We start from the raw sequence: 14,632 nt of genomic DNA, 5'->3' as shown, positions 1-14,632 counted from the left end.
CGGGTTCTCCTTAGCGGTAGGTGACTTCTTTGCAGGCGGCCACGACGTCGTCGGTGGTCACCAGCGCGAGTTTTTCGAGGTTGGCGGCGTAGGGCATCGGCACGTCTTTACCGGCACAGTTGATCACCGGCGCGTCGAGATAGTCAAACGCCCGCTGCATGATCACAGACGAGATGTGGTTGCCGATGGATCCGACCGGCCACCCCTCTTCGACGGTCACACAGCGGTTGGTCTTCATCACGGAGGCCAACACGGTGTCATAGTCGATCGGGCGGAGCGTCCGCAGGTCGATGACCTCGGCGGAGATGCCTTCCTCAGAGAGCTTATCCGCGGCTTCCAAAGCATAGGTCATGCCGATGCCGAAGGAGACGATGGTCACATCCGTGCCTTCGCGCCAGACGCGCGCCTTGCCGAAGGGGATGGTGAAATCTTCGAGATCCGGCACCTCAAAGGATTTGCCGTAGAGAATCTCGTTCTCGAGGAAGATCACCGGGTTCGGGTCGCGGATCGCGGTTTTCATCAGGCCTTTATAGTCGGCAGCCGAGTAGGGCATGACCACTTTCAGACCGGGGATCATCGCGTACCAGGCGGCGTAGTCTTGGGAGTGCTGCGCACCCACGCGGGCGGCGGCGCCGTTCGGACCCCGGAACACCATCGGAGCACCCATCTGACCGCCGGACATGTAAAGCGTCTTGGCGGCGGAGTTGATCAGGTGGTCGATGGCCTGCATCGCGAAGTTGAAGGTCATGAATTCGACGATGGGTTTCAGCCCGCCGAACGCAGCCCCCGTGGCAATGCCCGCAAAGCCGTGCTCGGTGATCGGCGTGTCGATCACGCGTTTCGAACCAAACTCGTCCAGCATGCCTTGGGAGATTTTGTAAGCGCCTTGGTATTCGGCGACCTCTTCCCCCATGAGGAAGACGGTCTCGTCGCGGCGCATCTCTTCGGCCATGGCGTCGCGCAGTGCTTCGCGCACGGTCTGGGTCTTCATCGGTGTGCCTTCCGGGAAATCCGGGGAGGCTTTGGAGACCACTTCGACCGGAGCCGCAGGTTTGGCGGCGGCGGGGGCGCTGTCATGTGTGGCGTCTGCCTCAGCAGGCGTGTCCTCTTTGGGGGCAGGGGCCGCGATGTCGTCCGCGCTCTCGCCCTCTTCCACGAGCACCGCGATCACCTCGTTGACCTTCACACCCTCGGTGCCTTCGGCCACGAGGATCTTGCCAACGATCCCTTCGTCCACGGCTTCGAATTCCATCGTCGCCTTGTCGGTTTCAATTTCCGCGATGATGTCGCCGGAGGAGACGGTGTCGCCCTCTTTGACGAGCCATTTCGCGAGCGTGCCTTCTTCCATCGTCGGAGAAAGGGCGGGCATCAAAAGTTCGGTTGCCATTGTGTCGTTCTCCCCGGATCAGGCGGTGTGCTGCGGAATTTCGTCCGCGTAGATGTCGGTCCAAAGCTCGTCGAGCGCCGGTTCCGGGCTTTCTTTCGCGAATTCTGCGGAGGCGTTGACGACGGACTTGATGTCCTTGTCGATGGCCTTCAGATCGTCCTCGGTCGCGTGGTTGCCGGTCAAAAGGATCGACCGCACGGCCTCGATCGGGTCGCGTTCCTCGCGCATTTTCTGCACTTCTTCGCGGGTCCGGTATTTCGCCGGGTCGGACATGGAGTGACCCCGGTAGCGGTAGGTTTTAACCTCAAGGATATACGGCCCTTTGCCCGCGCGGCAGTGGGCCACGGCGCGCTCACCGGCCTCTTTCACGGCCAGAACGTCCATGCCGTCCACTTCCTCGCCTTCGATCCCATAAGCCGCGCCGCGTTCCCACAAGGACGGCGATTTGGTCGAACGGGCCACCGAGGTGCCCATGGCGTATTGGTTGTTTTCGATGACGAAAATCACCGGCAGGTCCCAAAGCTCGGCCATGTTGTAGGTCTCATAGACCTGGCCCTGGTTGGCCGCGCCATCGCCGAAATAGGCGAAGGTCACATTGTCATTGCCTTTGTATTTATCGGAAAACGCCAGACCGGCGCCGATTGGCACCTGTGCGCCGACGATGCCGTGACCGCCGTAGAAATGCTTCTCTTTCGAGAACATATGCATCGAGCCGCCCTTGCCTTTGGAATAGCCGCCCTCGCGGCCCGTCAGCTCGGCCATCACGCCGTTCGGGTCCATGCCGCAGGCGAGCATATGCCCGTGATCGCGATAAGAGGTCACGCGTTTGTCACCCTCTTTCGCGGCGGCTTCGAGACCGACCACAACGGCCTCCTGACCGATATAAAGGTGACAGAACCCGCCGATGAGGCCCATGCCATAAAGCTGGCCGGCTTTTTCCTCGAAACGACGGATCAAAAGCATGTCTTTGTAATAGGCAAGAAGCTCGTCTTTAGAGACGTTGGCTTGGCTTGCTGGTTTGGATGGTGATTTCCGGGGTGCCATGCGGCCTCCTCCTCCAAGGTTCGCAGCGAATAGTTTAGCGTTAAACTATATGATAAAGGAGGTGAGCCGTGATTGCACGGATTTTCTGATATGCACTGTGGGAGGCAGCTATGCGTTTTGGGAATGGCGGGTGCCTTTGTGATTCAAATTGCACCAACCTTGGTCATTTCCGCTTTTGCGCGACGTCTTGGGGCGATAGTTCTTCTTGGAAGGAAACTGTTTTTTGAATGCCGATTTGATATCTGTGTCCGCGACGCTGGGGCAATCATGATTGGGGGTAAGGAATGACAATTGTTGAGGCCGTGAAGGTCGGGTTTCGGAAATATTTCGTCTTCTCGGGGCGTGCCACGCGCGAAGAGTTTTGGAAATTCATCCTTGGTCTTTTTCTTATCTCTATTGTGGTCTCTGTCGCCGATGTAATCATTTTTGGACCGGTGACCGAGACTAGTCTCGTCGTAAGCACGTCATCGAAAGGGATGTCCCAGAGTTTTCAGACGAAGACGCTATATGGTGCTGGCCCGATTTCAAACTTGTTCGGCCCTGTGGTGCTCATCCCATGGCTTGCGGCCATAAGCAGGCGGCTGCATGATACTGGTCGCGCCGCTTGGCACCTTGCTTTGATCGCTGGAGTGATGATTGCTTTGACGAGCATCACGTTCTTCGGGTTCCTTACCGATGTGCCGATCCCGGACGAGATCCTGGCGGCAAATCTGGGGCTCTCTGAAACGGTGCGTGTTCCGCAGCCGCCGGGTATTCTCATCATTTTCTTAATGCTCGGGTGCTTCGGTGCCGTCATCCTCGGTATCGTCTGGCTCGCCCGAGATGGGGAGCGCAAAGACAATCGTTATGGCCCAAGCCCTGTAGAGGGCGGGGCCTGAGGACGCCTCAGGGTGTCACCTGCAATACCCCAACTGCGCCTCATAACGCGCCGCCCGTGTCGCCACCCCATCCGCCACGTTCAACAACCACGTCTTGCCGTTATGCGAGCCGCGCCGGTAGCCCGTGCGGCCTTCGTGATAGGCCAGATAGCTGTTGCGGGCGTCGGAATTCGAAATCCCCAATGCGGCGTTGTTGGTCGAGACATACCAGCCAATGAAATCGGTGGCGTCGCGGATGTTGCTGCGGCTGGCACCGGCGCGGCCCGGGCCGTTGCGGTAGTCGTCCCACGTGCCGTCGAGCGCCTGCGCATAGCCCCGCGCGGAGCTGGCCCGACCTTTCGGGATGATGAACAAGACATAGCGTTTCGGCGGGCGGGCGGTCGCGCGGAAGGTGGATTCCTGATAGATCAGAGCCATTTGCACATGCACTGGCACACCCCATTTGCGCGCGGAGGCCTCAAGCGCCCGTTGGTAATGCGGGCGCTCGCGGAAGATCGCACAGGCATCCTCGGGGTTCGCGGGCGCGCCGCCACGGCCGCCGCCACAGGCGGACAACGCCACAAGCCCGGCGCCGCCCAAAATCATCCGGCGGCGGGTCATATAGGATAGGGTGTCATTGACGCTTTGTGTCATCTTTTGCCTTTCGGGCAGGGGATGGTGTCAGCGGATCACAATTTCATCGGCGCGCAGATAGCCTAAAACATCGCGCGCTTGCTCATCCAAAAGGTCCAGATCGAGATAGCTGTCGGACAGGCGCAGCGTCTTGTTGCGCATCACGGCCAGCTCTTCGTCCAGTTTGCCGCTCACCGCTTGCAACTCGGACAATTCTGCCTCGATCTGCAAGCGGCGAAACAGCCCGTATTCCCCTTGCACGGAGGCAAAGGTGAAATAGCCACCGAGGGTGACCATCACGCCGACGTACAGAAGCACGGTCAGCGACGGGCGTTTGCGCGGATGAGCCATGATAGGCTTCTTACCTTTTTGTATGAAAGATGCCCGACCGGGGTCAGGTCACCTGAACTGCCTCACGGGGCGTTCTCTTTGGCGGAACCCCTCCGTGCTCTTCTTATGCCACAGGCGATTCGGCCTGTGAATCCCAAAAACGAATCATCTGCAAAAAAATGCTGAAACGGAATGTGCGCGGCCCTTGCGCACGTTCTCGTTAATGCGTTTTTCGTTTGATCTGACTCAGATTGAGCGAAAAACGTTGCCACGCTGAATGGATAGTGCTGCGTTTCTCAAAAATTGCGTGCCTCAAGTTTTTTGAGAAACGCTTTATTCTGCGGGCATCGGCTGCGCTGCAACTTCTGCCTTTCGCGCAGGCGTTTGACGTTGCGCGGTCTTCTGAATGTCGCCCATCCAGGCCACGGCAATGAGGATCAGCGCGCCCAAGGGCATGAGCGCCCATCCGAGCCAATCGGCCCCCGCGTAATAGCCCATGATCACATGGTTGAAGAGCGCGAGCACCGTACCTGCCGCGAACACCAAAAGGCCCTGACGCCCTAAGAGCCGCAAGAATGACAGCGCTTTCGACCCGGTCAGACGCGTCACCCAAGGCAGGCAGGACAACACATAGGCCAGCGCCAGAGCATGGGTCATGCGGGGCAGGGCGAGGAAAGTCTTGTCATGCGACACCATGTTGAACGGCAGGCCGGCCTTGCCCAGAACCGCCATCTGATGGTTCATGAACGGCCCGAACCCCGGCACATAGCGCCAGGCCAGCACCACAGCGAGCCAACCGGTCGCGAGCCAAAAGAGCCACGGCGTTTTCGGCACGAACCGCTCGCCCCGACGCAGGAAAATCCCGGTCAAAAGCCCGACGACAAAGATGAATTGCCAAGCGACAGGGTTGAAAAACCAGCCGCCCGGATTGGGATAATTCGGCAGGTTGATCCGCCAAATCCCCGCCGCCAGCCAGAGCGCGGCCGAGAGCCCCAAGAGCAGCATCGGCCGCCAGAGCCCCAAGAGGATCATCAAGGGGCCACAGAACAACAGCACCGAATAGGCGGGCAGGATGTTCACATAGCCCAGCTGATGCCCCAGCAACGGAATGCCGATCAACGCCTCGGCGGTGTTGTTGAACACTTGCCTAAGGTTGATCTTGGTCAGCAACTCATCCACACCGAACCAGGTGGCGCCCGCGGCAAAGATCGCGATGGCCAGAGAGGTCAACAGGATTTGCACGAGATAAAGCGTCCATGAGCGTTTCCACATCGGTGCCACGGCCTGCCACAGGCCTTTGTCGTGACGGGCTTGAAACCGGCCGGTGTAGGCCAGGCCAGCGGCGACGCCCGACATGATGAAAAACGCCTCCGCCGCATCGGAAAAGCCGATGTTGCGCACGGTGAGATATTCAAAGGGATTGTGCGGCGAATGATCGACGAAGATCATCAAGAGCGCCAGCCCGCGAAACGCGTCGATCCGCGGATCGCGCGGGCGTTTCACCGGCTGGGCCAACTCATTCGGCACCGCGATGTCATGCCGGGACATGGGTCGCCTCCGGGCTTGCCACATCTGCGCGCGGCTCCGCCTGCCAACGGCCAAGGATCTCGCGATAGCTGCGGATCACCGGGGCGGGGCGGCGCTCTTCGGGCACCAGAAACAGGGCATGTGTGAGCGGACGCGAGGTCCATGCGATCAGGAAAGGTGCTGCCAGCATCGGCAAGCAGACCGGCAGGAGCCAAAGCGTCAGATCGGGCGCCACACGGGCCACCAAAGCCAGCGCCGCGCCGCCTGTAAGCATGATCCAAAGCCCGGCGCGGAAGCCTTCCATCAAGCTCAAAGCGCCTTCGCCGCGTTGGTTGGCGGGCCAGCCGCCATCGCGGCCGGAGAGCACCTGAAGCACCGCCTTGGTCTGATACATCAGCATCAAAGGCGCAATCAGCGAGGACAGCAAAATCTCGGCCACAACGGAAAAGCCCGCACGAACAGAGCCGCCAAACCGCGCGGTGCGCCGCGTGCCCGAGGCCTCATAGAGAATGGCGAATTTCGGCAGGATCAAAAGCCCCATGATGCCGACGATCAGCGCGGTGATTTCCTTGGTCCGGTCGTCCGGGAAGACCGGAAACAGCATATGTGGCTCCGGGAAATAATTCGGCACGGGGGCCAGGATCGTCGCCACCACGGAGGTGATCAGAAAGGCGGCCCAGAGCACGGAGACGAGATAGGCAAAAATGCCCTGCAAGAACACGAACCGCGACCAACCGGCGATGCCGGGAGACAGCAGAAGTCGCGAATGTTGCAGGTTGCCCTGACACCAGCGGCGGTCGCGTTTGGCGTAGGACAGGATGTTCTCCGGGCCTTCCTCGAAGGAACCGCTGATGGTGTGATCGACTTGCACGCGCCAGCCACCGCGCGCCAAAAGGGCGGCCTCGACATAGTCATGGCTCAGGATATGGCCACCGAAGGGCGGCGGACCGGCCAGTTCCGGTAGGGCGCAGCTTTCGGCAAAGGCATTGACCCGCACCATGGCGTTATGGCCCCAAAATGGGCCTGTGTTGCCCTGAAGACGCTCAAGGCCACGGGTGAAGATCGGGCTGTGAAAGCTTGCGGCGAATTGCATGGCGCGGCCAAAGAACGACCGCGCGCCGATGATTTTCGGCAGGGTTTGCAAGAGGCCAAGCTTCGGGTCGGCCTGCATCTTGGCGGCCATCTCGCGCACGGCGCGGCCCTCCATCAGGCTATCGGCATCGAGGATCAGCGCGAAATCATAGGCGCCGCCGGAGCGCCGGATGAACTCTTCGATATTGCCCGCTTTGCGGCCCCGGTTGTCGTCGCGTCGACGATAGAAAATCCGACCCTCGCCATGTGTCTCGCGGATCAGACGCAGATAGGTCTGACGCTCCAAAAGTGCGGAGTCTTCGTTGCGGGTGTCGGACAGGATTGCGATGTCGGAGGCCAAGCCTTCGGCTTGGATCGAACGATCCATCGCCGCGATGCGGGCAAAGGTCGTCACCGGGTCCTCGTTGCAGATCGGCACCAAGACGACGAGACGCGGGGCAGGGGATTGCAGCTCCGGCGCAGGGCGGCGTTTGCCAACGCGCGGCGCGAGGCCGACGAAAGACAGCGTCGCCCCCCAGGCGAGCCAGGCGGTGGTGACAAAGATCAACACCCCGCGCACCACGTCCCAGACATCGACGCCGTCCTGAATGGCGGCATCGGCCAAAAGCGTCGAGGCCACAAGTGCCGCCAAGAGGGCGAAACTCAGGGCCAGCGTGCGGATCAGCTTGGTGCGGGCATCAGCGGGCAGGGCCCTGCGCGCGGCCTTGCGAGGCGAAGATGACATGATCTGCTCTCTCGGCCTCAAACGGCTTTGCCGGGCAGGATCAGGCGCAGAAGGCGCGGCCATTCGGCCCGCCGGCTGTCGCGTTCAAGCACCTGGCGCGGCATCTCAAGCGGCGCCTCGGGCGGCAACCAGTCCTGTGCCGCATCGAGATGTGCGTCGGTGTTCATATCTTTGCCCATATCCAATTCGGTCTGTTGAGAAGATCGCGTCAAAGTCAGTCCCTCATCCATTGGTAAAGCCAGGTTTCTGTTAATGTCTGTCCATAACCCGTCAGGGCGGCTTTAAGTTCCGCAACATTTCCGGGCTCGGTTTTCGCCTCGATCACCAGACGCCAGATATCGGTGCCGCTGACCTTGCTGACAATGGCCTGCGTGATCTCGCCGCGGCCGCTGCTGACCTGCGGGACCAACACGGCATCGGCGGGCAGCGAGGACAGAATGCCACCCTCGAAATCAATCACGAATTTGCGGGTGTCGCTTTTTTGTTCGACGCCGGCCACGCCGCCTTCGCCCACACGGGTGCGCAGGATCCGGGCGCGATCGACGCTGCGATCGCCGATCGGCGACATGCCCCAATGCAGGCGGTAAGCGTACTCAAGGGCCGCACCCTTTTCCATTTTGCCCTCGGGCACCCAGAAGGCGACGATATTGTCATTGCCCTCAAGTTTCGACGGAATCTCCACCAGACGCACGGTGCCCTTGCCCCAGTCGCCAATCGGTTCGACCATCAAGGACGGGCGGCGTTCGTAATGCGCCTGCGCGTCGAGGTAATCGTCGAAATCCCGGCTGCGCTGGATAAGACCGAAAGACAGCGGGTTCTCTGCGCCCAGATAAGAACTCGCCAAACGCGGCGGGTTGTTCAAAGCGCGCAGGAAGGTCTCGCCACCGCGCGTGTTGAGCACGAGATATTCGCTGTCATGCACCGAGGCGCGGAAATCGTCGAAGCCGCGCGGATCGGCGCCGCCGAAGAGATACATCGAGGTCAGAGGCGCAATGCCGATCTGGTCGGTTTTCTCGCGCAGGAACAGCCGCGCGGTGACCTCCATCTCCGTGTCCTCACCGGGGGTGATGACGAAACGGTAGGCACCGGTCACGGATTTGCTGTCCAGCGCGGCATAAACCGTGATCGTATTGGCGCCCGGCATCGGGCGTTCGATCCAGAAATCGGTAAAGCGCGGGAATTCCTCGCCGCCCTGCATGGCGGTGTTGACCGCGAGGCCCCGCGCCGAGAGGCCATAGACCGTGCCGCGACCCAAGGCGCGGAAATAGCTTGCGCCCAGGAATGCGATCAGCTCGTCGAAGACATCGGCGCGGTTGAGGGGGTTGTGCAGACGAAAGCCCGCAACCCCCGGCATCGGCGTGTCCTCGGGGATTTTCTCGCTGACATTGCCGCCATATTCGAAATCATGGGTGGTGAAGTCCATCGGCTGGGCACGGCCCTCCTTGATCTCGAAAATATGCACCGGCTCTTTGAACAGCCATCCGAGGTGGAAAGCGTGCAGGCGGAATTCCTGACCCTCGTCCTGCCAGCGGGCATGGTCGGGGCGGAAGCGGATGCGTTGGTAGGCGTCGTAATCGAGACCTGCGAGTGCGCCCTCGATCTTTTCCGCCTCTTGCCAATTCTCACCGGCCGCTTTGCGCATTTCCTCAGAGAGCGCGTCAAAGCTAAAGGGCGGGAACTCGGGGGCGGCGGGTTCTGCGGGGGCAGGCTCCACAACAGGGGCCTCTGTCGGGGTTTCGGTTGCGGGGGCTTCGGCCTCTTGCGCCATCAGCCAAGAGGGCATCACCGCGGAGAGGGCAACAGAGCCGGCCATGGCCGAGAGGAACCGGCGGCGGCGCAGATTGTCAGGGGGCGTTTCAAGGGTTGCGGCGGAACCGGCGGGAATCGTCAAACTGGCACTCCGTGATGTCAGGGTCTGGAGGGTAAATAAGGCGTCAATTTTGCTGTGCAGCAGAAAATGCCAATCATAGGGTGTCTCTGGCGGAATACTGCTTAATGCGGGCGGAATTCCTCCTAATCTCAACGCCTTTTGACCTTTTTTGTCCATCGCGCAAGTGGGATTCTGCGCGCAGGATGCGGATTTACGCTGATGAAACGGCGAAGTGATTTCGCAAATGCAGCATATATGTTCGTAAAAGTGTTACATGGTTTTTCCGACCGGGTTCCAGTGAGCAAATGCACATATCTTTCCCACCCCTTTCGGGCTTGTGGTGGGATTTCCATGGCGCGACTCACCTTGGCCTCGCGGCTGAATACACGCGAAAAGGGCGCCCCCGATGAGGGACGCCCTAAACTTTGGAGTGACGCGCGGATCAGCCGGCGATGGAGGCCGCGTGGATGCTGTCCACGGCGGCTTTCAGCGTGGCGTCGAATTCCGCGTCGCTTTGTTTGGCGTTCAGGCCTTCCGACAGAGCACGCGAGAAAGACGCGATCATGCCGGTGTTTTTCGACAGAATGTCATTGGCTTCATCGCGACCATACCCGCCGGACAGAGCCACGACTTTCAACACACGCGGGTGATCGACCAGCGGTTTGTAGAAGTTGGCCTCACTCGGCAGGGAGAGTTTCAGCATGACCTGTTTGCTCTCGTCCATGGCGTCGAGATGCTTGAGGATTTCTTCGCGCAGGAGGACTTCGGCTTCGGCCTTGTCGGCGATGGTGATGGTCACTTCCGGCTCAAGGATCGGCATGAGGCCCGCTTTGATCACCTGTTCGCCGATTTCGAATTGCTGGTCGACGACGGCTTTGATGCCTTCCGGATTGGCGGCGTTGATCACCGAACGCTCTTTGGTGCCGAAGACCTTGAGCTTGGCGGCGCGGGCCAGAAGATCGTCGAGACCCGGCATGGGTTTCATCAGCTGAACGCCATTGGCCTCAGCTTCCAGACCCTTGTCGATCTTGAGAAACGGCACCACGCCTTTGTCTTCCCAGAGGAACAAAGAGGTCGGTTTGCCGCCGACTTCACGGTCCATGGTCATCTCAAAAAGGATCGCGCCGATCACCTTGTCGCCCGTGAAGGACGGCGATTGGATGATGCGCGAACGCATGGCGTGCACCATGTCGAACATTTCTTCGTCGCCGGAATATTCGCTTTCCTCGACGCCGTAGAGTTTGAGCGCCTTGGGCGTGGAGCCCCCCGATTGGTCAAGTGCTGCGATAAAGCCTTGGCCTTCGCCCATTTTGGCGGTCATTTCTTGAATAGACATCTCATTCCTCTTCTTGGCCTCTTTTGGACTCAAATCCCCCTCGGTCCCGAGGGCTTTCAGTTCTCACCCACCGAGTTACCTTGCCCGGCGGACTGTCGCAATCTTGGTGGCGCTAACGTTCTGGACTCTCTTACAGGTAGCGCTCACAGGTCTTGTCGGATGGCAGGCTACGCCGCTTTTCCCGGCAGCGTCTTGATGCAGCGCAAATCGCCTCACGGGGGGGGCAGAAATGAAAAGGCCCGCCAGATCCGGCGGGCCTTGAACGCTTAGCCGAGGGCCACAACCCCGGGCAATTCCTTGCCCTCCATCCATTCGAGGAAAGCGCCGCCTGCGGTCGAGATATAGGTGAAATCCGCGCCATGGCCCGAGGCGTTGATCGAGGCCACCGTGTCGCCGCCGCCCGCCACGGACACCAAAGCGCCTGCCTTGGTCTGTTCTGCGATCTTCTCGATCATCGCGAAGGTGCCTTTGCCAAAGGGCTCAAGCTCGAACACTCCGAGCGGGCCGTTCATGATCAAGGTCTTGGCGCCTGCGATGATCTCGCTGATGCGTTCGACCGATTTCGGCCCCGCATCGAAAATCATCGCATCCGCCGGGCATTCCGTCACCGGCACAACCTCGTTTTCGGCATTGGCTTTGAACTCGCGGGCGATGACGACATCGACCGGCAGCACGATCTCGCATCCGGCCTCATCGGCCTTCTTGATGATCTCGCGCGCGGTGTCGGCCAGATCATGCTCACAAAGCGATTTGCCCACATCGACGCCCTCGGCGGCCAAAAACGTGTTCGCCATGCCGCCGCCGATCACCAGGTAGTCGACCTTGCGCACCAGATTGCCCAGAAGATCGAGCTTGGTCGAGACTTTCGCGCCACCGACCACGGCCACGACCGGGCGTTCGGGGGTGGAAAGCGCGGCTTCGAGCGCGGAAAGCTCGGCTTGCATCAATCGACCGGCGCAGGAAGGCAGGAGTTTCGCGACACCCTCGGTCGAGCCATGCGCACGGTGCGCCGCAGAAAAGGCGTCGTTGACATAGACATCCCCCAGAGCGGCGAGAGAGGCGGCGAATTGGCCGTCGTTCTTGGTTTCGCCCTCATGGAAGCGGGTGTTTTCCAACAGCAAGACTTCGCCTTCGCCAAGCTCCGCCACACCCTCTTTTGCCGGACCGCCGATGCAGTCGCTCGCAAATTTCACCGGCACGCCCAGCACGTCGGAGACGGCGTCCTTGATCAGTCCAAGGCTCATCTCCGGCACAACCTGACCTTTCGGACGTCCGAAATGCGCCAAAAGCACAGGCTTGCCGCCTTTTTCCAGAATATCGTCGATCGTCGGTTTGATCCGCTCGATCCGGGTGGCGTCGGTCACCTTGCCGTCGGCCACGGGCACGTTGATGTCCACACGGGTCAGCACGACCTTGCCGGCGAGATCCATATCATCGAGGGTTTTCCAAGCCATAGCAATCGATCCTTTCGGGGGAGGGTTTGGCATCTGACACTTGTTTGAACCCTGATCACCGCTTCGTCAACCGCCGTGAGCCGTGCGGGCACAGATGGGCGGGCTTGCGACGAGTTCGGCCTTTCCCTTGTCCCCCGCGCAGATTAAACTGCGCAAAATTTCGACCGTCTCATGCACGGTTTTCTATTCGGAGGAGCCACTCATGGCCGACATCAAAGACCCTGAAAACACGATCATCGTCACGCTGGACAGCGGCGAGGTGGTCATAGAGCTTCTGCCCGACATCGCGCCCAAACATTGCGAGCGGATGAAAGAACTGGCGCGCTCCGGCGCCTATGACGGCGTGGTCTTCCACCGTGTGATCGACGGGTTCATGGCGCAGACGGGTGACGTGAAATTCGGCAACCAGAACAAAGACTTCGAGCTGCGTCGTGCGGGCACTGGCGGTTCCGATCTGCCGGATCTTCCGGCCGAGTTCTCCGGCATTCCGCATGATCGCGGCACCATCGGGGCGGCGCGGGCGCAAAACCCGAACTCCGCCAACTCGCAGTTCTTCATCAACTTCTCCGACAACCACTTCCTCAACCGTCAGTACACGGTCTATGGCCGCGTGATCTCCGGCATGGAATTTGTCGACAAGATCACCCGTGGCGAGCCGCCGATGTATCCTGATGCGATGATCTCCATGAAGGTGGCCGCCGATGCTTAAGTCGCTCACCCTGATCGCCGCTTTGGTGGCGGGTCCGGCCTTCGCGACCGGTCTCGACATCACCGTCTCGGGCGAGGCCAATGGTGTCGTCCATATCGACCTCTTCGACGATGTCGCTCCGGGCCACGTCGCGCAGATCACGAAACTCGCCTCTGAGGGCGCCTATGACAATGTCGTGTTCCACCGCGTGATCGATGGCTTCATGGCGCAGACTGGCGACGTGCAATATGGCAAGATGGGTGCGGCCGATTTCTCGATGCAGATGGCCGGGCGTGGAGGCTCCACCTATCCCGATCTGAAGGCAGAGTTCTCCGACCAGTCCTTTGATGCCGGCGTCGTCGGCATGGCCCGCAGCCAGAACCCGAACTCCGCCAATGCGCAGTTCTTCATCATGTTCGCGCCGGCGCCGCATCTCGACGGTCAATACACCGTGGTCGGCAAGGTGACGTCGGGCATGGATGTGGTCAATCAGATCAAACGCGGCACTGGCCCGAACGGCGCCGTCATCGGTGAGCCGGATGTGATGACCTCCGTCACCGTGACCGACTGATATGGCATAAAGCGTTTTTCGTTTAGTCTGTTTCAGATTGAGCGAAAAACGTTGCCGCACTGAATTGATATTGCTGCGTTTCTCAAAAATTGAGTGCCTCAAGTTTTTGAGAAACGCTTTAATGAATAGGAAAGGGCGCTCATCAGCGCCCTTTTTCATGTCTGCATATCGGATTTAAAACTCGAAGCGCACCGCCGCAGAGGCCAATCCATCCCCCGCGCCATAGCCGCCCGACAGGTCCAAAGAGGTCGATCCGCGCAGGTAAATATTCGCCCCCAAAAGCGCCACGCCGTCCTCGGGCTCTTCAAACGGGACAGAGACCAATTCTGTCAGGGACAGCCGATCCGTCACTTGGTGGCGATAGGCCAGTTCTACCGCGGCGGGGGCGTCATTGGCCTCATTGTAGGACAACGTGCCGGACATCTCTCCCGCGCCCAATTCATAGCGGCCTTGCAGTTTCGCATTGGCATCATTGGTGTCGCCATCGACATATTCCAGCGCCACCTCGACCTGCCACGCGCCGCTCTGCCAGCCGCCGCCAAGCCCCAGAACCGTGGCGTCATACTCGTCGACATAATGCAGCGAGGTCGCCACACCTGCGGCCTGATAGCTCACACCATAGGGCAGGTATTCGCCTTCGGTGATCGTGCCGTCGGTCAGCCGGCTAAACCCCGTGCCGGTGCGCCTCAGCGCCTCCGGCAGCATCACATCAGAGATCAGCGGACGGGCGAATTGGTCGTAGGCCGGACGCGGATTGCCGATCTCGAACCGCGCGCCGGAGCTGAGGCTATAGCTCAACGCCGCATAGGTCTCGTGCTCGCGCCCCAGGGTGCCAAAAGCCCCGAATGTCAGCCCCAGTCCGTCCCAAGCGGTCGTCCATGTGCCGTCGCCGCCCAGCCAGGCGTCTTGCCCCTCAACCGTCGAGGCACCTAGCGCGATCCAGCCGTCGCCGGTGATCCATTGGCTCGCGTCAAAGGACTGCGCCTGCACCGTGCTGGCGAGGCCGATCAGGGCGCCGGTCAAGGCAAGGGGGAGGAAAGCGACTCTCTTCATACGTGTATTCTGCGCCTGAAAACGGAAAAAATCCATGAAGATCAGTGCATTTTAATATCACAAAAC

The 14,632-nt window shown here is 60.3% G+C and carries 14 protein-coding genes; 3 read left to right on the top strand and 11 right to left on the bottom strand.

Features of this window, described 5'->3' with window-relative positions:
* Positions 1–10: 10 nt before the first annotated feature.
* Together HCZ23_RS05670 and pdhA are read right to left on the bottom strand one after the other, a co-directional pair.
* On the bottom strand, positions 11–1,387 hold the full coding sequence (locus HCZ23_RS05670) for a pyruvate dehydrogenase complex E1 component subunit beta (protein ID WP_167600724.1): 1,377 nt from the start codon (positions 1,385–1,387) through the stop codon (positions 11–13).
* 18 nt (positions 1,388–1,405) lie between these two features.
* Positions 1,406–2,431, bottom strand: a complete 1,026-nt coding sequence (pdhA, locus tag HCZ23_RS05665; RefSeq protein ID WP_167600723.1) for a pyruvate dehydrogenase (acetyl-transferring) E1 component subunit alpha — start codon at positions 2,429–2,431, stop codon at positions 1,406–1,408.
* Between the two features lie 284 nt (positions 2,432–2,715).
* Here pdhA and HCZ23_RS05660 point away from each other — a divergent pair, with 284 nt between their 5' ends.
* Positions 2,716–3,309, top strand: a complete 594-nt coding sequence (locus tag HCZ23_RS05660; RefSeq protein WP_167600722.1) for a DUF805 domain-containing protein — start codon at positions 2,716–2,718, stop codon at positions 3,307–3,309.
* A 15-nt stretch (positions 3,310–3,324) separates the two neighbouring features.
* On the opposite strand, the gene HCZ23_RS05655 is transcribed toward HCZ23_RS05660, so the two are convergent.
* The 8 genes from HCZ23_RS05655 to pgk all read right to left on the bottom strand — a co-directional run bounded on the left by HCZ23_RS05655 (position 3,325) and on the right by pgk (position 12,254).
* Positions 3,325–3,909: a lytic transglycosylase gene (locus HCZ23_RS05655; protein ID WP_167600840.1), complete on the bottom strand. Its 585-nt coding sequence runs from the start codon at positions 3,907–3,909 to the stop codon at positions 3,325–3,327.
* Positions 3,910–3,969: 60 nt separating this feature from the next.
* Positions 3,970–4,272: a septum formation initiator family protein gene (locus tag HCZ23_RS05650; RefSeq protein WP_167600721.1), complete on the bottom strand. Its 303-nt coding sequence runs from the start codon at positions 4,270–4,272 to the stop codon at positions 3,970–3,972.
* A 312-nt stretch (positions 4,273–4,584) separates the two neighbouring features.
* Positions 4,585–5,799, bottom strand: coding sequence for an OpgC family protein (locus HCZ23_RS05645; protein WP_167600720.1), 1,215 nt, complete (start codon positions 5,797–5,799; stop codon positions 4,585–4,587).
* Complete coding sequence (gene mdoH, locus HCZ23_RS05640; RefSeq protein WP_167600719.1) at positions 5,786–7,594, bottom strand: glucans biosynthesis glucosyltransferase MdoH; 1,809 nt, start codon at positions 7,592–7,594, stop codon at positions 5,786–5,788. Before mdoH ends, HCZ23_RS05645 begins: the two co-directional genes overlap by 14 nt.
* 17 nt (positions 7,595–7,611) lie before the next feature.
* Complete coding sequence (locus HCZ23_RS05635; RefSeq protein ID WP_167600718.1) at positions 7,612–7,761, bottom strand: hypothetical protein; 150 nt, start codon at positions 7,759–7,761, stop codon at positions 7,612–7,614.
* 47 nt (positions 7,762–7,808) lie between these two features.
* On the bottom strand, positions 7,809–9,407 hold the full coding sequence (locus HCZ23_RS05630) for a glucan biosynthesis protein (RefSeq protein ID WP_167600839.1): 1,599 nt from the start codon (positions 9,405–9,407) through the stop codon (positions 7,809–7,811).
* Positions 9,408–9,906: 499 nt separating this feature from the next.
* Positions 9,907–10,800, bottom strand: a complete 894-nt coding sequence (locus tag HCZ23_RS05625) for a fructose bisphosphate aldolase (RefSeq protein ID WP_167600717.1) — start codon at positions 10,798–10,800, stop codon at positions 9,907–9,909.
* Positions 10,801–11,066: 266 nt separating this feature from the next.
* Positions 11,067–12,254: a phosphoglycerate kinase gene (pgk, locus tag HCZ23_RS05620; RefSeq protein WP_167600716.1), complete on the bottom strand. Its 1,188-nt coding sequence runs from the start codon at positions 12,252–12,254 to the stop codon at positions 11,067–11,069.
* Between the two features lie 202 nt (positions 12,255–12,456).
* On the opposite strand from pgk, the gene HCZ23_RS05615 reads away from it, so the two are divergent.
* Both HCZ23_RS05615 and HCZ23_RS05610 read left to right on the top strand, forming a co-directional pair.
* Positions 12,457–12,963, top strand: a complete 507-nt coding sequence (locus HCZ23_RS05615; protein WP_167600715.1) for a peptidylprolyl isomerase — start codon at positions 12,457–12,459, stop codon at positions 12,961–12,963.
* Positions 12,956–13,513, top strand: a complete 558-nt coding sequence (locus HCZ23_RS05610) for a peptidylprolyl isomerase (RefSeq protein WP_167600714.1) — start codon at positions 12,956–12,958, stop codon at positions 13,511–13,513. Before HCZ23_RS05615 ends, HCZ23_RS05610 begins: the two co-directional genes overlap by 8 nt.
* Positions 13,514–13,687: 174 nt before the next feature.
* On the opposite strand, the gene HCZ23_RS05605 is transcribed toward HCZ23_RS05610, so the two are convergent.
* Positions 13,688–14,536, bottom strand: coding sequence for a hypothetical protein (locus tag HCZ23_RS05605; RefSeq protein ID WP_167600713.1), 849 nt, complete (start codon positions 14,534–14,536; stop codon positions 13,688–13,690).
* Positions 14,537–14,632 lie beyond the last annotated feature (96 nt).

Origin of the sequence: Celeribacter sp. HF31 (assembly GCF_011806455.1) — a bacterium.
Classification (GTDB): domain Bacteria; phylum Pseudomonadota; class Alphaproteobacteria; order Rhodobacterales; family Rhodobacteraceae; genus Celeribacter.
This window is presented reverse-complemented; position numbering and strand designations above follow the sequence as displayed.